18 protein-coding genes are annotated in these 16,709 nt (G+C 61.8%); 14 read left to right on the top strand and 4 right to left on the bottom strand.

The features are described from left to right. Window positions 1–434 precede the first annotated feature (434 nt). Window positions 435–1,505, bottom strand: a complete 1,071-nt coding sequence (locus tag NKJ32_RS30345; protein ID WP_352829800.1) for an adenylate/guanylate cyclase domain-containing protein — start codon at window positions 1,503–1,505, stop codon at window positions 435–437. Between the two features lie 117 nt (window positions 1,506–1,622). Between NKJ32_RS30345 and NKJ32_RS30340 the strand changes: the two genes are divergently transcribed. From NKJ32_RS30340 to tolA, 4 genes are all read left to right on the top strand, one after another. Continuing rightward, window positions 1,623–2,063 carry an SRPBCC family protein gene (locus tag NKJ32_RS30340; RefSeq protein WP_008873905.1) on the top strand — a complete coding sequence of 147 codons (441 nt, stop codon included), beginning with the start codon at window positions 1,623–1,625 and terminating at the stop codon, window positions 2,061–2,063. A gap of 418 nt (window positions 2,064–2,481) precedes the next feature. Further along, window positions 2,482–3,063, top strand: a complete 582-nt coding sequence (locus tag NKJ32_RS30335; RefSeq protein ID WP_352754627.1) for a VOC family protein — start codon at window positions 2,482–2,484, stop codon at window positions 3,061–3,063. A gap of 27 nt (window positions 3,064–3,090) precedes the next feature. Next, window positions 3,091–3,954: a glutathione S-transferase family protein gene (locus NKJ32_RS30330; RefSeq protein WP_352574823.1), complete on the top strand. Its 864-nt coding sequence runs from the start codon at window positions 3,091–3,093 to the stop codon at window positions 3,952–3,954. 364 nt (window positions 3,955–4,318) lie between these two features. Next, complete coding sequence (gene tolA / locus NKJ32_RS30325) at window positions 4,319–4,723, top strand: cell envelope integrity protein TolA (protein WP_352574825.1); 405 nt, start codon at window positions 4,319–4,321, stop codon at window positions 4,721–4,723. A gap of 34 nt (window positions 4,724–4,757) precedes the next feature. On the opposite strand, the gene NKJ32_RS30320 is transcribed toward tolA, so the two are convergent. Then, complete coding sequence (locus tag NKJ32_RS30320; protein ID WP_352619697.1) at window positions 4,758–4,973, bottom strand: hypothetical protein; 216 nt, start codon at window positions 4,971–4,973, stop codon at window positions 4,758–4,760. 308 nt (window positions 4,974–5,281) lie between these two features. Between NKJ32_RS30320 and NKJ32_RS30315 the strand changes: the two genes are divergently transcribed. Beyond that, window positions 5,282–5,551: a hypothetical protein gene (locus tag NKJ32_RS30315; protein ID WP_352829798.1), complete on the top strand. Its 270-nt coding sequence runs from the start codon at window positions 5,282–5,284 to the stop codon at window positions 5,549–5,551. A 51-nt stretch (window positions 5,552–5,602) separates the two neighbouring features. Beyond that, window positions 5,603–6,253, top strand: coding sequence for a DUF2865 domain-containing protein (locus tag NKJ32_RS30310; protein WP_352829796.1), 651 nt, complete (start codon window positions 5,603–5,605; stop codon window positions 6,251–6,253). 83 nt (window positions 6,254–6,336) lie between these two features. On the opposite strand, the gene NKJ32_RS30305 is transcribed toward NKJ32_RS30310, so the two are convergent. Further along, window positions 6,337–6,690, bottom strand: coding sequence for a hypothetical protein (locus tag NKJ32_RS30305; protein WP_352754624.1), 354 nt, complete (start codon window positions 6,688–6,690; stop codon window positions 6,337–6,339). A gap of 651 nt (window positions 6,691–7,341) precedes the next feature. On the opposite strand from NKJ32_RS30305, the gene pstS reads away from it, so the two are divergent. From pstS to phoB, 6 genes are read left to right on the top strand one after another with little or no spacing between them, the layout of a single operon-like run. Beyond that, window positions 7,342–8,403, top strand: a complete 1,062-nt coding sequence (gene pstS / locus NKJ32_RS30300) for a phosphate ABC transporter substrate-binding protein PstS (protein ID WP_352451140.1) — start codon at window positions 7,342–7,344, stop codon at window positions 8,401–8,403. 59 nt (window positions 8,404–8,462) lie between these two features. Further along, on the top strand, window positions 8,463–9,452 hold the full coding sequence (gene pstC, locus NKJ32_RS30295; protein WP_352691628.1) for a phosphate ABC transporter permease subunit PstC: 990 nt from the start codon (window positions 8,463–8,465) through the stop codon (window positions 9,450–9,452). A gap of 3 nt (window positions 9,453–9,455) precedes the next feature. Beyond that, window positions 9,456–10,307 (top strand): phosphate ABC transporter permease PstA, encoded by an 852-nt coding sequence (pstA, locus tag NKJ32_RS30290; protein ID WP_023678532.1) that lies wholly within the window; start codon window positions 9,456–9,458, stop codon window positions 10,305–10,307. Then, window positions 10,304–11,107 (top strand): phosphate ABC transporter ATP-binding protein PstB, encoded by an 804-nt coding sequence (gene pstB / locus NKJ32_RS30285; protein WP_352691625.1) that lies wholly within the window; start codon window positions 10,304–10,306, stop codon window positions 11,105–11,107. Before pstA ends, pstB begins: the two co-directional genes overlap by 4 nt. A gap of 32 nt (window positions 11,108–11,139) precedes the next feature. Then, window positions 11,140–11,847: a phosphate signaling complex protein PhoU gene (phoU, locus tag NKJ32_RS30280; protein ID WP_023678534.1), complete on the top strand. Its 708-nt coding sequence runs from the start codon at window positions 11,140–11,142 to the stop codon at window positions 11,845–11,847. A gap of 16 nt (window positions 11,848–11,863) precedes the next feature. Further along, window positions 11,864–12,553: a phosphate regulon transcriptional regulator PhoB gene (gene phoB / locus NKJ32_RS30275; protein ID WP_031212149.1), complete on the top strand. Its 690-nt coding sequence runs from the start codon at window positions 11,864–11,866 to the stop codon at window positions 12,551–12,553. A gap of 9 nt (window positions 12,554–12,562) precedes the next feature. On the opposite strand, the gene NKJ32_RS30270 is transcribed toward phoB, so the two are convergent. Continuing rightward, complete coding sequence (locus tag NKJ32_RS30270; protein WP_352754623.1) at window positions 12,563–13,807, bottom strand: ROK family protein; 1,245 nt, start codon at window positions 13,805–13,807, stop codon at window positions 12,563–12,565. A gap of 286 nt (window positions 13,808–14,093) precedes the next feature. On the opposite strand from NKJ32_RS30270, the gene xylF reads away from it, so the two are divergent. Together xylF and NKJ32_RS30260 are read left to right on the top strand one after the other, a co-directional pair. After that, the gene (gene xylF / locus NKJ32_RS30265) at window positions 14,094–15,134 is read left to right on the top strand and encodes a D-xylose ABC transporter substrate-binding protein (protein WP_352480859.1); all 1,041 of its coding nucleotides are present in this window, start codon (window positions 14,094–14,096) and stop codon (window positions 15,132–15,134) included. Window positions 15,135–15,276: 142 nt separating this feature from the next. Continuing rightward, window positions 15,277–16,641, top strand: a complete 1,365-nt coding sequence (locus tag NKJ32_RS30260; RefSeq protein WP_352574833.1) for a sugar ABC transporter permease — start codon at window positions 15,277–15,279, stop codon at window positions 16,639–16,641. The last annotated feature ends 68 nt before the right edge of the window (window positions 16,642–16,709 follow it).

Raw genomic sequence — 16,709 nt, 5'->3', positions numbered from 1 at the left:
TAACTACGCTCGAAAGGACGACCTTAAGAGCGCAGCTTCGCTACCGGGCCATGCTCCCGCAAGGCGGCCCTCGCCGGAGGCGTACCGCTGAGTCGATGCCACGCGGGGAGGAGCCAGATACAGAAACTACAATCGCAAGGCGTCCATCACGCTGGTCGGCACTGCCTGGAGCCGACCTGAGCTACAGCTGCCGGCGGCGGATCGTTTTGGCGAGCTCGGCGAAGGCGCCTCTCCCTCGAAGGGTGGATGCCGGGAAGGCCCTTAGCACCCGCCAGCGAAGCTGCGCGCGACGCGCATGGCTGGGCTCTAAACGCGCCATACTCCAGTTGCAGTATCGTAGCTTCTTTGCCGTTCGAATTTCTCTCAGTCATGGCTTCGCACGATACCAAGATATGCTGCGAACGACACATCCACGGCGGGCTCAACCATTCGATCTATTCCGGCAAGCCGAAAAGTGTTTGCGCGCCTGCTATTCCTCCGAGCGGATGACTGCCCATGGCGATCATCCGCTCGGTAGTTTCTGCCTCGAACACTGTCGACGCGAGCACCGTCCGTCCCAACGGCTTGCACAGCCCTTCGATGCGGCTGACAAGATTTACAGCCTTGCCGATCGCGGTGAAGTCCAACCTGCCGGCAGTGCCGATATTCCCCCAGAGTATCTCGCCGACATGCAGGCCAATGCCATATCCGAGCTCAGGGCCGCCATTGCGGCGCCGAGTTTGGTTGAGATGATCTATCCCGGCGCGCGTGGCCTTCACGGCGCGTACCGCAGCGTCACATGCGGCATTTGCATCGCGCTCGCCAATCGGGAAAATCGCGAGGACGCCATCACCTATAAACTTGAGAACCTCACCACCAAATGCGTGCACCGCGCCGGCGACGCAATCGAACCAGGCATCAAGTACCAATACGATCTCGTCTGCATCATGAACCTCGGATAGATCGGTGAAACCTCGAAGGTCCGCGCACAGAAGCGCAGCCCGTATCGTCTCTCCCTTTACTCGACGAGCGTGACCGTTGAGCACATGTGCTGCACTGCGCTTTCCCAAATATGCTTCGAGCAATGCGCGTTTCGCGGACCGTTCTGCGAGTGCGGTCATCGGAGCCGCAGCAAACCGGGAGATTTGCCGCAGCAGCTCTGACTGCGCCTCATCCGGAGTATGATCGAACGCCCACACCAAGGTCGGTGCGACACCGCCCGCTCGCTCGTCGAACACGATCGCCCGCGTCGTGCCAAGCCACTCCCGCAGCACGAGCCGGGGATCGGCATTCTGGCGGTCGGCGCCTATCCCCAAACCCTCGACCACTTCACCCCCAGACGCTCGCCAGAGCCAGATACGGCGTGAAATGATTGGGTCGGGAGCATCCTGCGCCAGTGCGCCGGCGATGATCGGCAAGCCGTCTTCCATCAAATGCGTTGAGAGCTGCAATAGAAGTCGCCCACCGTCGCCAATATGCGCGGCGTCGTCCAGAAGGAATGAAAGCGACTTTGCGAGAAGCAGCATCGGTAGAATGTCACTCGGCACCGGCTTATGCTTACGCCTCGAACATCTTCTTGCAACTCCCCACATTCGCTTCAATCATGCATGGAATTCGATGCGGATGTGACCTGGGAGTGAGCGATGGCGGAATCGGTTTACACAGAGATTGAGGTCGCCGCGCCACAAGCGACCGTGTTCGCGCTTTTGACGGATCCGGACCAAATCGTGCGATGGATCGGGACCGAAGCGAATTTGGATGCAACGCCGGGCGGTCTGTTCCTCGTCAATGTCGGTGGTCGCCATATGGCGCGCGGTGAGTTCACCGAGGTGATCCCGGTCCACCGTCTTGCCTACAGTTTTGGCTGGGAAGACAACGAGACCGTGCCGCCCGGCTCCAGTCATGTCGAGATCGACCTGATCGCGAGGGATGCGGGGACACTGATCCGCTTCACGCACAGCGGACTGCCGAACGCAAAGGAGCGTGACAGCCACCGAAGGGGATGGGAGCACTACCTCTCAAGGCTGAAGATCACTGCCGATGGGGGACATGTCGATCCCGACGTGCCGATGAAGAATATGTGATTTTCATCTAAGGGCCGCGGATGCCCGTAATCCGAACCAGGCGCGGCATGCGTCAACGAGGCCCCTTTGACCTGCCGTCGCCAAACCGGCCGCTCGGGAAACCTAGCGACCTGCGGGCCGCCGCACCATTACAGCTGCCGGCGACGGATCGTTTCAGCGAGCTCGGCGAAGGCATCCGCGATCCCGGTGCCGCTCTTGGCGCCTGCGTGGAGTTCTTGAAACTCAGCGCTTCTGGCGCAACGCCTCGGATTGAATTAGCATCCGTTCATCAAAGCTCCGGCCGCACTCCTGCAGGATGCGGAATGCGGAGCGCAGGCGAGCGAGGCCGGGCGCGGTCACATGCCGGGCGCCGATCCAAGCGGGACTGGGCATCCGAACTTCCGTTCGGCGGCAAGACGGCGTGGCCGGGAGGAGTCAGATGCAGAAGCTGCAATCACGAGGCGTCCATCACATCACGCTGGTCGGCGCCGGGCGCCAGACTTCCATCGATTTCTGGGAGGGCGTGCTTGGCATGCCTTTCATCTTCGAGCAGCCCAATCTCGACAAGGCAAGCGAAAGCCATCTCTATTTCGATCCGGGCGACGGCCGGCTGATCACCGTCTTCACCGACGAAAGCCGCACGCCGGTCAAGCGGCGCACGCCAACCGATACTGGCTGCGTCCATCACATCGCTTTCGCGGTGTCGCGCGTCACCTTCTTGCAGGCGGTCGCCCGGCTCAACGAGCGTGAAATCAAGCACAGCGGCGTCAAGGATCGCGGTTTCATGGATTCGATTTACTTCGAGGATCCGCTCGGCCTTCTGATCGAGCTCGCCTCCTATCGTTTCGAGCCGCCCGCGGGCTTCACCCATGCCGACGTGCTGATGCAGGCGCACAAGATCCGCGTCGCGCGCGGCGATTACAACATCGCCGAAGTGCACCTTGCCGATGCGATCCAGGCGCTTGTCGAGCACTTGCGCGCAACCTTGTCGGAGGATCGCGCACCGAAAAATCCATACTGACGACACGCCAAACAAAGGGAGGACATAATGGCAAAGACAGCAACGAAGAGTGCGAAAAAGCCCGCCGCCAAGGCAGCCAAACCAGGAGCGAAGCCGGCGGCCAAAGCCGCCGCCAAGTCAGCGGCGAAAGTGGCAAGGCCGGCGACGAAGGTCTCCGGCAGAAAGCCCGCGAAGGCCAAGGCGAAGCCTGCGAAAAAGCCGGCGCTCACGCTCAGCATGCTGAAGCCCAGCGTCAACAATATGAGCGTTCGGGTGTTTGCACGCGCCGCCGGGCTCGATCATTCCGAAACCGACGTTTGGGGCCTCACGCGCTCGCCCGAATATATGGCGCGAAACCCGGCCCATCTTACGCCGATGATCGAGGACAAGGGCCTGCCGAGAGGTGTCTTGTGGGAAAGCTGCGCCATCATGCAGTATCTCGCCAACAAGCACGGGCTGGAGAAATTATATCCCAAGGCGCCGGCCAAGCGGGCAATGATCGACAGCGCCATGTTCTACCTGATCGGCACGCTCTACCCCTATGTGGCGCGCGCCACATATCCTGTACTGAATTTCCCGCAATATGCCGGCGAGGTCGGCCACAGCGACGCCCACCCCGACAAGAAGTCGGAAGCCCAGAAGGCCGCTATAGAAGCGATAGCCGAGCCGCTGGAGGTGTTTCACAGCTTCTTCAGGAACGGCAAGCCGTTCATCGGCGGCAAGAACCCGTCGATCGCCGACATCCGCCTAGCGGCGACGCTCGAATTCCTCGCCGTCATCGACTATGCGCTGCCCCAATGGGCAAAAGACTATATGGCGGCGATCGAGAAGAAGCTCGGCAAGGCCTATGCCGAGCCGGCCGGCGACGTGCGCGGCTATATCGCCTATGTGAGGTCGCAGGCCAACGCCTGAGGCACGTGCAGGCCGGCGATCGTCCGCACGTTCTGCGGGAGCCGGTAATGATCTGGGGTAATTCTTTCTTACTCTCCCCTGTTTGCACGATGTGGGGAGCTTAAGGTTTCGTTAACCGAAACCCTTTCTACTGGTATCCACCTCCAGCTTGCGACCACGGATGTACTGGCGCGGATGGAAAGCAAAGGTCGGCTGCTCGCCGGCCTTTGCTTATTGCAGCCCTGCCGAAGTTTGCGGCTGACGGCGCTTCACGACGCCTGAATGGCTGATGAAGCGCGTTGCCGGCATCTTGTCATCGCCGATGTCGGCCCTACCATCGAAGTAGTCCCGTCCTCGATGGCGGTTCAAGGACAGAGGCCCTGTCATGAAAAGCATTGCTGGAATGATGGTGATTGCAGGCGCCATGCTGGCGGGTGCAGCCGGTCAATCGAATGCAGCGACGCTCAACACCATGCCCGAGGTCGGGGCTGCCATCCAGGCGTGCTGGACCCCGCCGGCGAATGCCGGGAATTCCACCGTCACCCTGAGCTTCAGCTTCAGGCGCGATGGCACGCTGATCGGCCGGCCCAAGCCGACCGCCATCCGCGTCGCCGGCGAGGAGAAGACGCGCCAAGCTTTTGTCGACGCGGCGGTCGCGGCCGTGGACCATTGCCTGCCGTTGAGCTTTTCACCGGCGCTGGCTCAAGGCATCCCGGGCAAGGTGTTCACTCTGCAATTCAACTCGCCCAAACAAGAACAGGCTGCACCGCGAGTGAAGGCTTCGCCTTGATCTTTTCCAAAAACCGGATTCCACTTTTCGGGATCTAGTGGCGCCTTCGTCTCGCCTCGACATGTCGCGCCAGTTCCGGCACCTCGAAGACATAGTCGCTCCAGGCCGATTCCGGTATCTGGCCGGCGAGATAGCACTCCAGCAAAAGCCTCTGCTCGTGGTCGAGTGGCCTCGGTGCGCGTTCATGGTCCAACCCAAGTGAATGGAACAGATTCCTGGTCAGGTCCGCGACAGTGAAGTGGATCGACATTTGCGGTCTCCTCCTTTGGCCGCTCAACGCCGATCCCAGGGCTAAGGTTTCAGCAACGGCCGGCCGGTAACGCCGGATTGATCGCGATGCCGAACCCGCCGCGCGCATCAAACTTCGCCGTGGCGGGCGTCCGCCGGCGTTGCTGCTGGTTCGTCTCAATCTTGAAATAAAAATGTAATATTGAATTTACACGAGTGGATCTGGCGGTTTGATCTACTTCAATTAGGAAAAACTGATTTAGCTAGTACTTATCCATAGTCGACAAAAGAAATCCTGTTCTCGGTGCAACAAGGATAATGGTCGTTCCAATGACACGCTTCTGGCCCCTCACGATTCTGATGCTGGTGTCGGCAATAGCCGTTGCGCTCGGCACATCCTTCTCCTACGCGGATAGCTGCGGTGCCATCAGGAGCCAATTGCTTTCGGCGGGGCGCAGCGGCGGGACCAGCCCCGAGCTTGCCCAACTGCGTCGGCAACTCGCCGCGATTCAAAAGCTTGAGAGACAACGCAGATGCACGGCGAAAACGGCCGGCTTCTTCTTCAATCCCTGCGCCGACCTGGTCAGCAGCAAGGCGTAGGTGCAACGGCAGATCGCCAGACTGTCGAATTCGAGCAGGGACACGTCCGGATTGAAGGCCAGGTTTGTTGCGCTGGGCTGCGCCGCCCCCGCTGCCAAGAAACAGCCGGCGCAGCAACGCACGGCACCCAAGGCCCAGTCCGCAGGCACAACAATTGGCGGCAATCGGATGCTGTTTTGCGTTCGCTTGTCGGACGGATATTTCTTCCCCGCGCCAAAATCGCAGTTCGCCAAGAGCGACGATCTGAAGGAAACGGTCGATCAGTGTCGCTACATCTGCGACGATGCCGGCGTCGACCTCTATACGCTGAGCGACGCCACTCGCGAGACCGAGGAGATGGTCGGGCTCGAGTCGGGAAAACCCTATGTGGAGCTACCTGCCGCGTTCCGGTACCGCGACGACTCGAACTTCAAGGCCTGCGACGTCAAGCGCTATTACCGGCGCGTCGCCGAGCTCAGGGCACGAACCGTGACACCGGCCAACATGACCAACGCCATCATACCGTTGCCGACGTCAAAGCCGGATTTTGGCATCGTCGCGGAAATTCCTGAATCCGGGATCGAAACCGCCGGTGCCGCTCCGGCAGAGGCAAAAACGCAGGCTGCCGAAGTGCAGGGAGCTGCCCAGCATCAGTCGATCGAAAGAGCGATCGGCGCGAGGCCGGTGAGAGTGGTCGGGCCGGCCTTCTTCCCGGCGGACTGACCAGGGCGGGCGATGTTCCGAGACGGCTGGCCGGATAGCCGCTTCAAGGCCTGGAGCCGTGCGCATCGACCGACGTCGGCTGGTTATTCGCAGACCATGCGGGCCCGTTTGCCGGGCTCGCTGACATTCTTGCAAGTTAGCGGCTTCGTCGGCTCCGGCGACAGCATGGGCGGGTTGTTGGTGATCCTCCCCCGAGGCGCTGCAACGGAAGCCGCGCTCCTGCGCACCGCCGGCCTTTTCGGCGTTTGCGGCGCCACTGGAAAGACGTCGGTCTCCAGTTGCGACTGTTCGGCTTGCGCCTGCGGCGAAGGCCTGTCCCAGAAACGGCGAACATCGAGCGGCTTGGGAATGATGACGGTGCCGTCATAGCTGCGCGCGCAGCCGCTTCCCAGAGGCAGCGCCAGGCACAGGAAGACAGGCAGAATCCGTCGAGACATCAGCAATACCCCTGCAAGCTTATAACGCTGCTTCGGCCTAACCGACAACCGGCGGAATAGGGCGAAGGGAGTAGATACCGTGAAGTAGAGTCGTCGCACTTCCAGTCGAAGGCGGTGCTCGAAGATCGAGCGCCGGGTCGGGCGCGGATGGAGGTCCAGCGCGAGTTAGAACCTTGCGATTCGTCAACGCTTCCAGCGTAAGGCCATGGTGCGATCGCACCATACCAAAGCCGCGCTCAGTGGCGACAATGGGATATTCGAAGTTCCGCTCCTCCAGTTACGGGCGGGAGCAGCGACCGCCGGCAAGAAACAGGGTCAGATTTACCCCAACGGACCTGTTTCGGCGATGGCGCGGCCATGACACGTTCTGGCTGCATGCAACGCGCTCCCGTCCGGCTTTTTTCTTTTACAGCCGGTGGCTACGATCGCCGAGCAGACGATGCCGGCCGGAATTCACGCAAGCTGCTGATTCCAGCGGCAAACCGCGGCCATTCCGACAAAGCCCGCGGCCGCTCCTTCTTACTCCGGCTGGGCGACGTTACCGGAGCGACATGAAACTGTCATGCGACTGTAATAATCGGGGACTATTGGCCTCAGCGGGCGCCGGAGGAATGGCGCCGAGAGACCATATTCCGAACAGGAGCAGGCCACATGAGACATTTCATCCGCTCGGCGGCCGTTGCGATTGCAATGGCTGCGGCGACGACCACCCTCACCCTGTCCGCCGCGCTCGCCGCGGACATCTCCGGCGCCGGCGCCACCTTCCCCTACCCGATCTATGCGAAGTGGGCCGACACCTACAAGAAAGACACCGGCGTTGGCCTTAACTACCAGTCGATCGGTTCCGGCGGCGGCATCAAGCAGATCAAAGCCAAGACCGTTACCTTCGGCGCTTCGGATGCGCCGCTCAAGGGCGACGAGCTTGAAGCGACCGGACTGGCTCAGTTCCCGATGGTGATGGGCGGCATCGTTCCCGTCGTCAATCTCGAAGGCATCAAGCCGGGCGAGTTGGTTCTCGACGGCCCGACGCTGGCCGACATCTTCCTCGGCAAGATCACGAGCTGGGATGACGAAGCGATCAAGAAGCTTAATCCCGACGTCAAGCTGCCTTCGCAGGCGATCGCGGTCGTTCACCGTTCCGATGGTTCGGGCACGACGTTCAACTTCACCTATTACCTCGGCGACGTCAGCGCGGACTGGAAAGAAAAGGTCGGCGTCGACAAGGCCGTGGAATGGCCGGTCGGCATCGGCGCCAAGGGCAATGAGGGCGTTGCCAACAACGTCTCCCAGACCGGCGGCGCGATCGGTTATGTCGAATATGCCTACGCCAAGCAGAACAAGCTCACCCACACCGATATGATCAACAAGGACGGCAAGAAGGTCGAGCCCGCCGCGGCGGCGTTCTCGGCGGCAGCGGCCAATGCCGACTGGAGCTCGCAGCCGGGCTATGGCGTCATCCTCGCCAACGAGCCGGGCGCCGAGTCCTGGCCAATGACGGCGGCAACGTGGATCCTGCTCTACAAGAAGCCGGATGATGCCGCGACCACCGGCGAAGCGCTCAAATTCTTCGCCTGGGCATACGACAAGGGCGACGAGATGGCCGGCGAGCTAGACTACGTTCCGATGCCCGACAAGGTGGTTGAGAGCGTCAAGGCCATGTGGGCCAAGGAAGTCGTCGGCGACGACGGCAAGCCGCTCTACTCGGCTATGTAATCTCCTCCAGGGAGGGCGTCGATGGCGCCCTCCCTGTTGCCTTTAATCGCGAGGACCCAATGACCATCGCTTCCGATGCCATGCCATCATCTGCAGCAGCCCGGGCCAGGGAAGCTACGGTGCGGCGCTTCGCGCTCACAGATGCCATATTCCGCGGACTCACCCGCGCTTCCGCAATTCTTGTGCTGGTCATCCTCGGCGGTGTCGCGATCTCGCTGTTTGCCGGCTCGTGGCAGGCGCTGTCGTCCTTCGGTTTCTCCTTCCTGACGACTGAAAGCTGGAATCCGGTCACTGAAAAATTTGGCGCACTGGCGCCGATCTACGGCACCCTGGTCACGGCGGCCATCGCCATACTGATCGCGGTTCCGATCGGCATCGGCATTGCAGTCTTTCTCACCGAGCTCTGCCCGCGCCCGCTCAGGCGCCCGATCGGCATAGCGGTCGAGCTGTTGGCCGGCATTCCTTCGATCATCTACGGCATCTGGGGCCTGTTCGTGTTCGCGCCGTTCCTGCAGACGGCGATACAGCCCTTCATCATCAACGTCTTCCACGGCGTGCCGGGACTATCCAGCCTTTTCGCTGGCCCTCCTTACGGCATCGGCCTTCTGACCTCGGCGCTGATCCTTGCCATCATGGTGCTGCCCTTCATCACCTCGATCACCAAAGACGTCTTCGATACGGTGCCGGCGGTGCTGAAGGAATCGGCCTACGGCATCGGTTGCACGACCTGGGAAGTGACCCGGCGCGTGGTCATTCCCTATACCCGCATCGGCATCATGGGCGGCGTCATGCTTGGCCTCGGCCGGGCACTCGGCGAAACCATGGCAGTGACCTTCGTCATCGGCAACGCGCATCGCATCAGTGCCTCCCTGTTCGCACCGGGCACGACGATCTCGGCGACCATCGCCAATGAATTCACCGAGGCCGACGGCGACCTCTACACCTCCTCGCTGGTGGCGCTCGGCCTGATCCTCTTCGCCATCACCTTCCTGATCCTTGCCGCCGCCCGCTATATGCTGATGCGGATCGACGCCCGTACGGGAGCCTGACCGATGTCGACATCCTCATCGCTCCACAGCCGCCGCAAAGCCAGGAATTCGGTGATGATGGCGCTTTGCGTCGTCGCCGCCGGCATCGGGCTTGCCTGGCTGGCGCTCATTCTCGGCGCACTGGTCTATAAGGGCACAGCCGGGCTTTCGCTCGCGGTCTTCACCGAGATGACGCCACCACCGGGCGAGGCCGGCGGCCTGCTCAATGCCATCGCGGGCAGCCTGCTGATGACGATCATCGCCGTTGTCGTCGGCACGCCGATCGGCGTGCTGGCGGGAACCTACATGGCCGAGTATGGACGCTTTTCGCGCATCACCACCGTCGTCCGCTTCATCAACGACATCCTGTTGTCGGCGCCGTCGATCATCATCGGCTTGTTTGTCTATGAGCTGATGGTGCGGCCAATGGGACATTTCTCGGCCATTGCCGGCGCCGTTGCGCTTGCCATCCTGGTCATTCCGGTGGTCGTGCGCACCACTGAAGACATGCTCAACCTGGTGCCGAACGCGTTGCGTGAAGCCGGTGCCGCGATCGGCGCGCCACGCTGGGTGGTGATCCGTTCGGTCGCCTACCGCGCCGCATTGTCCGGCATCGTCACCGGCATATTGCTGGCGATAGCACGCATTTCCGGCGAGACGGCGCCGCTGCTCTTCACCGCGCTCAACAACCAGTTCTGGAGCAGCAATATCAACGCGCCGATGGCCAGCCTGCCGGTGACCATCTTCCAGTTCGCTCTCAGCCCTTACGAGGAATGGCAGCAACTGGCGTGGACCGGCGCACTCATAATCACCCTGACGGTTCTGGGCTTGAGCATCCTCGCCCGCAGCCTTACCGGACGCAGAGAGGACAGATGACACAGATGTTGTCCCCAGACATGACGATGGCCGAAACGGTCGCCGAGAAGACGAAGATCGAGGTCAAGAATCTCAACTTCTACTACGGCCAGAGCAAGGCGCTGAAGGACATCAGCCTGTCGCTGCCTGAGCGCAGTGTCACGGCCTTCATCGGCCCTTCGGGCTGCGGGAAATCGACGCTGCTGCGTGTGTTCAACCGCATCTATGAGCTCTACCCAAAACAGATGGCCGAGGGCCAGGTGCTGCTCGACGGCAAGAACATTCTCGACCGGTCGCAGGATCTCAACCTCCTCAGGACCAAGATCGGCATGGTGTTCCAGAAGCCGACGCCGTTCCCGATGTCGATCTACGAGAACATCGCCTTCGGCGTCAGGCTCTACGAGAACCTCGGCAAGTCCGAGATGGACGGCCGCGTCGAACAGGCGTTGAAGCGCGCCGCGCTGTGGAGCGAGGTCAAGGACAAGCTCAACGCCAGCGGCTTGAGCCTATCTGGCGGCCAGCAGCAGCGGCTCTGTATCGCCCGCACCGTGGCCGTGAAGCCGGAAGTCATTCTGCTCGACGAACCGGCTTCGGCCCTCGACCCGCTGTCGACTGCCAAGATCGAGGAACTGATCGACGAATTGCAAGCCGACTACACGATCGTCATCGTCACCCACAACATGCAGCAGGCGGCGCGCGTGTCGCGCCAGACCGCCTTCATGTATCTGGGTGAACTGGTCGAGTTCGACCGGACCGAGAAGATCTTCACGTCGCCCCGCGAGAAGCGCACGCAGGACTACATCACTGGCCGCTTCGGCTGAGCCGTTCCGATCATGCATATGAGGACAGGACCATGGGCGAACACACAGTCGCTTCTTTCGACGAGGATCTCGAGCAGATCAGCAAGCTGATCCGCGACATGGCCGACCTCGCCGGTTCGATGGTCGGCGGGGCGACCAAGGCCCTGTTGAATTCCGACAACGTGCTGGCGCAACGCGTCGTTTCCGACGACGCCATCATGGATGCGCGTCAACGCGAACTGGACGACCGCGCCATAACCCTGATCGCCAAACGCCAGCCGATGGCCCACGATCTTCGCCATGTGGTCGGAGCGATCCGCATGGCGGGCGACCTCGAACGCATCGGCGATCTTGCCAAGAATATCGCCAAGCGCGTGAGTGCGGTCGGCCTCAGCGCCACGCCGCGGGACCTGTCGCATTCCATCGACGCGATGGCGCAGCTGGTTCTCATCCAGGTGCAGGGTGTCATCGAGGAATATGCTGCAGGCGATGCGGCCGCGTTGGCCAAGCTGCGTGCCGCCGACGAGCGCATCGACGTCAAATACACGTCCGTGTTCCGCGAGCTCTTGACCTACATGATGGAAGATCCGCGCAACATCACCGCTTGCACGCACCTGCTGTTCTGCGCCAAGAATCTGGAGCGGATCGGCGACCATGTCACCAACATCGCCGAAAATGCGTATTATGTGCTGACCGGCGAGCAATTGCCGGTCAATCGTCCGAAGCAGGACGAAACGACAATGTCCGCACCGGTGACATGATGGGGGTGCCCAGCCGATGATCGCACCACGCATAATGGTGGTGGAGGACGAGGAGCCGTTGGGTGTGCTGCTCCGCTACAATCTCGAATCCGAAGGCTACCAGGTCGAGGTGGTGACACGCGGCGACGAAGCCGAGATCCGTTTGCAGGAGAATGTGCCCGACCTTTTGGTGCTCGACTGGATGATACCAGCGGTTTCCGGCATCGAGCTCTGTCGTCGGTTGCGGGTGCGCCCCGAAACCGAGCGGCTGCCGATCATCATGCTGACCGCGCGCGGCGAGGAGAGCGACCGGGTGCGCGGTCTTTCGACCGGCGCCGACGACTATCTGGTCAAACCGTTTTCGACACCGGAATTCATGGCCAGGGTCAAGGCGCTGCTGCGGCGCGCCAAGCCGGAAGTGCTGTCCAGCGTGCTGAAGGTAGGCGACATCGTGCTCGATCGCGAATCGCACAGGGTCTATCGCAAGAAGAGCGAAATCAGGCTCGGGCCGACCGAATTCCGGCTGCTCGAGTTCATGATGCGGCATCCGGGCCGTGTCTTCTCGCGCAGCCAGTTACTCGATAATGTCTGGGGCGAGACAATCTACATCGACGAACGCACCGTCGACGTGCATGTCGGGCGGCTGCGCAAAGCCGTCAACAACGGCCGGATGCCGGATGTCATCCGCACCATCCGCGGTGCCGGCTATGCGATCAGGGAAGATTGACCCGCCTGGTCAGGCTACGTTCTTTCTGACGCTGGGCCTCATTTGCGCGCCCGGCGCGAAAATCTCCTGGTCGACGAAGCTTAACGCCCGCATCGCGCAGCCTTCGCGGATCAGCGGCAATTCGTTCGGCTCTGTATCGAAGGAGATCGAGCCTGAATGCTGGCCGCCGGCGGTCTGGGCGATTGCCTTCCGCATGGCCGGCTCGATCAGATCGAAGGCGGCGGCACTGGCGCCGACCATCGCGACCGGTGCCGGATCGATCAGCGCGAACAGCGAGCCGAGACCGAAACCCAGCGCTTCGCCGGCCTTGCGGTAGGCCTCGCGTTCCGGCCCATCTTTCTCGCGCGCCCGGGCCGCCAGTGCTCGCATGTCGGCGTCGCTGACGTCGGCGACCGGCTCGCTGTCTTCGCTCATCTGCCTGGCGTTGCGCCAGATGGCGTAGTTGCCGGCATAGGCCTCGATGCAGCCGCGCCGCCCGCAACGGCAGAGCGCGCCGCCCGGACGATGGATCATGTGGCCAAATTCGCCGCCCGAGGAATGCGTCCCGGTGAACAGTTCGCCCTTCAGCACCAGCCCCATGCCGATGCCATGCGAAAGCAGGATGGCGATGAAGTCGTCGCGATAGCGATCCGGATTGCGCCAGCGCAAAGCCACCGCCATCATGTTGCAGTCGTTCTCCACCGTTGCCGGGATGCCGAATTCGTCCTCCAGCATGTCGGCAAAGGCGATGTCGGTCTGCGGCGTGATCGGCGACCACAGCATGGCGCGTGCAGGGGAGTCGGTAATGCCCTGAATCGCCAGGGCGATGCGGGCGACACTGCGGACGTCAAGGTCTGGATCCTGCAGCCGGCGCCGGACGATGGTCATGCATTCACGGATCAGCTCGTCGCGCGGCATGGTCAGCGTGTCCAGCCGGCGCTGTTCCTCGGCGACCACCTGTCCCGTATAGTCGATAATAGCGGCCGACAGGAAATTCAGCGACAACACCACGGTCAACACCGCCGCCGCTTCCGGGTTGAGGGCGAGGCCGACCTGCGGACGACCGCGTTTCAACGAAACGGGCTCACTTGCCTTGCTCTCGGCGAGGATGCCTTCCCGTATCAGGTCAGAAGAGATCGCCGATATGGTCGAATGACTGAGGCCGGTGGTAGCTGCGATCTCAGTACGCGATGGCTGGCCGGCCCGGCGCACCGCCGAGATCACCATCGCCCGGTTGCGCCGGCGCAAATCGTCATGGCGGATTCCGACCGACATTGTTTTGCTTTCCTCCCGGTTGCCGCGGCCGCTCATGAACCGGAAGCCGTCGGTAATGTCCGACAAATAGTGTCGGACGCAGGCAAATAGTGTCAGATGCAGGTGGCGCTGTCATCGTTTATTCCGACGCTCGAAAAAACTCGCAGAGTCATCAAAATCCATCAGAATCGATGTTGACAGCAGCCGGAGATCGGGCCAGTATTTTTTCGAGGCTCGAAAAAATTAGAGCTTCTAAGCTGGTCTTTGAGCCAATTGGTCACGCCGTACGCGGCGCAGGGAGGATATGATGAAGAAATTCACGACCGCCATTCTGGCGGGTGTCGCCATGACGCTGGCGCTGGCGTCGGTGGCGCAGGCTAAAGACAAGGTCATCGGCGTTTCCTGGTCGAACTTCCAGGAAGAGCGCTGGAAGACCGACGAGGCCGCAATGAAGGCGGCCATTGAGGCCGCAGGCGACAAGTATATTTCCGCCGACGCACAGTCCAACCCCGGCAAGCAGCTCACCGACGTCGAGAGCCTGATCTCGCAGGGCGCCAGCGCACTGATCATCCTGGCGCAGGACGCCTCGGCCATCGGGCCGGCCGTGCAGAAGGCACTGGACGAAGGCATCCCGGTCGTCGGCTATGACCGGCTGATCGAGAACAAGGACGTGTTCTATCTGACCTTCGACAACAAGGAAGTCGGCCGCATGCAGGCCCGCGAAGTCTTCAAGGTGAAGCCGGAAGGCAACTACGTCTTCATCAAGGGTTCGGGTTCCGATCCGAATGCCGATTTCCTGTTTGCCGGTTCGATGGAGGTGCTGAAGGAGGCCATTGACGGCGGCAAGATCAAGAATGTCGGCGAGGCCTATACGGACGGCTGGCTGCCGGCCAACGCTCAGAAGAACATGGAACAGTTCCTGACCGCCAACGACAACAAGGTCGATGCCGTGGTCGCCGCTAATGACGGCACTGCCGGCGGCGTCGTCGCCGCGCTGACGGCGCAAGGGCTGGCCGGATCGGTTCCGGTTTCGGGCCAGGACGGCGACCACGCCGCGCTGAACCGCATCGCGCTCGGCACACAGACCGTGTCGGTGTGGAAGGATGCGCGCGAGCTCGGCAAGAATGCCGCCGAGATCGCCTCGCAACTGGCCGACGGCAAGCAGATGACCGACATTGCCGGCGTGAAGGATTTCACCACGCCCGGCGGCAATACCGTCAAGTCGCTGTTCCTGACCCCGGTCGCCATCACCAAGGACAACCTCAACGTCGTCATCGACGCCGGCTGGATCAAGAAAGAAGAGGTCTGCGCCGGGGTGACGGCTGGCACTGTTGCAGTCTGCAACTGAGCCGACGTTTCCGAAAAGTCCGAACGCCGCGGCCGCTCGCCGCGGCGTTTTTCCAACAAGAGTTGTTTTTCCGCTTCCGGCGGATAACTTCTAGGCTGCTTCCGGCATCCGCGGCAGACGGCAACCCGGCGGGAGAAACATCATGACCGACACGACGTCCAACACGCCGGTCGACAGCACGACAGACCGGGCACGGGAATCCGAACTCGGCATTGTTGCCCGATTTCTCAAGGCAACCGAACTCGACACGCGCATGCTCGGCATGGTCGGCGCGCTGCTGGTCATCTGGGTCGGCCTGCATGTCATTTCTAGCGTACGGCTCGGCGTCAATCCGTTCGACTTCGACAGCCGGACCTTCCTGACGCCACGCAATCTCTGGAACCTGTCGGTGCAGACTTCGGCCGTGGCCATAATGGCCGCCGGAATGGTGCTGGTTATCGTCATGCGCAATATCGACCTGTCGGTCGGCTCCGCCGAAGGCCTGATCGGCGTGGTCATGGGTTTTGCGCAGGTGCATTTCCTGGTGCGAATGGTCGGTCTGCAATTAGGCAACCCCTGGATCTGGATCCTGGCGCTGGCCATCGGCCTCGCGCTTGGCCTTCTGATCGGAGCGTTCCAGGGATACATCATCGCTTATCTCGAGGTGCCGGCCTTCATCGTGACGCTGGGCGGCCTTCTGGTCTGGCGGGGTGCCGCATGGTGGGTCGCCAGTGGGCAGACGATTGCGCCGCTGGATGCCACTTTCCAGCTGATGGGCGGCGGACCGACGGGTTCGATCGGTGCGCGATGGAGCTGGATCGTCGGAATTGTCGCGTGCCTGGCGGTTGTGTTCATGCTGCTCAACGGGCGGGTGCAGCGCAAGCGGTTCCGCTTCCCGTTACGCCCGATCTGGGCCGAGACGTTCCTCGGGGCCGTCACTTGCCTTGTCATCATGGGCGCCATATGGCTTGCCAATTCCTATCCTTGGCCGGTCGGCATCGTGAACAGATATGCGGCGGCCAACAATATAACCGTTCCCGAAGGCGGGCTGTTCATCGCCCATGGCATCGCCATACCCGTGCTGATGGCTGTAGCCGTAGGGCTGATCATGACCTTCATCGCCAAGCGTACCCGTTTCGGCCGCTATGTCTTCGCCATCGGCGGCAATCCGGAAGCAGCCAACCTTGCCGGTATCAACACGCGCTGGGTGACCATGAAGGTGTTCATGATCATGGGCGTGCTGGCGACGATCGCCGCAGCGATCTCGTCAGCCAGGCAGAACTCGTCGACCAATGCGCTGGGCACGCTGGACGAGCTCCTGGTCATCGCGGCGGCGGTGATCGGCGGCACGTCGCTCGCCGGAGGCTCCGGCACAGTGCTCGGCGCCATGCTCGGCGCGCTTTTGATGCAGTCGCTGCAGTCCGGTATGGTGCTGCTCGGCATCGATTCGCCGCTGCAGAGCATCGTTGTCGGAGCCGTGCTGGTGGTCGCGGTGTGGCTCGATACCGTCTATCGCAAACGGGTCTGAGCATGATCCCGCAAGGTGGAAACCGGTTTTCGTACAACTTGATGCTCAAGCAGGATCTATAGGGAGGA

It is taken from the genome of Mesorhizobium sp. M0159, assembly GCF_040322295.1.
Classification (GTDB): domain Bacteria; phylum Pseudomonadota; class Alphaproteobacteria; order Rhizobiales; family Rhizobiaceae; genus Mesorhizobium.
The sequence above is the reverse complement of the archived record's forward strand: the minus strand, read 5'-3'. Positions and strand labels throughout refer to the sequence as shown.

Bases quoted from the DNA above. Each gene is read 5' to 3' on its own strand.
- NKJ32_RS30345 (WP_352829800.1), bottom strand. From the start codon at position 1,505: ATGCTGCTTCTCGCAAAGTCGCTTTCATTCCTTCTGGACGACGCCGCG.
- NKJ32_RS30340 (WP_008873905.1), top strand. From the start codon at position 1,623: ATGGCGGAATCGGTTTACACAGAGATTGAGGTCGCCGCGCCACAAGCG.
- NKJ32_RS30335 (WP_352754627.1), top strand. From the start codon at position 2,482: ATGCAGAAGCTGCAATCACGAGGCGTCCATCACATCACGCTGGTCGGC.
- NKJ32_RS30330 (WP_352574823.1), top strand. From the start codon at position 3,091: ATGGCAAAGACAGCAACGAAGAGTGCGAAAAAGCCCGCCGCCAAGGCA.
- tolA (WP_352574825.1), top strand. From the start codon at position 4,319: ATGAAAAGCATTGCTGGAATGATGGTGATTGCAGGCGCCATGCTGGCG.
- NKJ32_RS30320 (WP_352619697.1), bottom strand. From the start codon at position 4,973: ATGTCGATCCACTTCACTGTCGCGGACCTGACCAGGAATCTGTTCCAT.
- NKJ32_RS30315 (WP_352829798.1), top strand. From the start codon at position 5,282: ATGACACGCTTCTGGCCCCTCACGATTCTGATGCTGGTGTCGGCAATA.
- NKJ32_RS30305 (WP_352754624.1), bottom strand. From the start codon at position 6,690: ATGTCTCGACGGATTCTGCCTGTCTTCCTGTGCCTGGCGCTGCCTCTG.
- pstS (WP_352451140.1), top strand. From the start codon at position 7,342: ATGAGACATTTCATCCGCTCGGCGGCCGTTGCGATTGCAATGGCTGCG.
- pstC (WP_352691628.1), top strand. From the start codon at position 8,463: ATGACCATCGCTTCCGATGCCATGCCATCATCTGCAGCAGCCCGGGCC.
- pstA (WP_023678532.1), top strand. From the start codon at position 9,456: ATGTCGACATCCTCATCGCTCCACAGCCGCCGCAAAGCCAGGAATTCG.
- pstB (WP_352691625.1), top strand. From the start codon at position 10,304: ATGACACAGATGTTGTCCCCAGACATGACGATGGCCGAAACGGTCGCC.
- phoU (WP_023678534.1), top strand. From the start codon at position 11,140: ATGGGCGAACACACAGTCGCTTCTTTCGACGAGGATCTCGAGCAGATC.
- phoB (WP_031212149.1), top strand. From the start codon at position 11,864: ATGATCGCACCACGCATAATGGTGGTGGAGGACGAGGAGCCGTTGGGT.
- NKJ32_RS30270 (WP_352754623.1), bottom strand. From the start codon at position 13,807: ATGTCGGTCGGAATCCGCCATGACGATTTGCGCCGGCGCAACCGGGCG.
- xylF (WP_352480859.1), top strand. From the start codon at position 14,094: ATGAAGAAATTCACGACCGCCATTCTGGCGGGTGTCGCCATGACGCTG.
- NKJ32_RS30260 (WP_352574833.1), top strand. From the start codon at position 15,277: ATGACCGACACGACGTCCAACACGCCGGTCGACAGCACGACAGACCGG.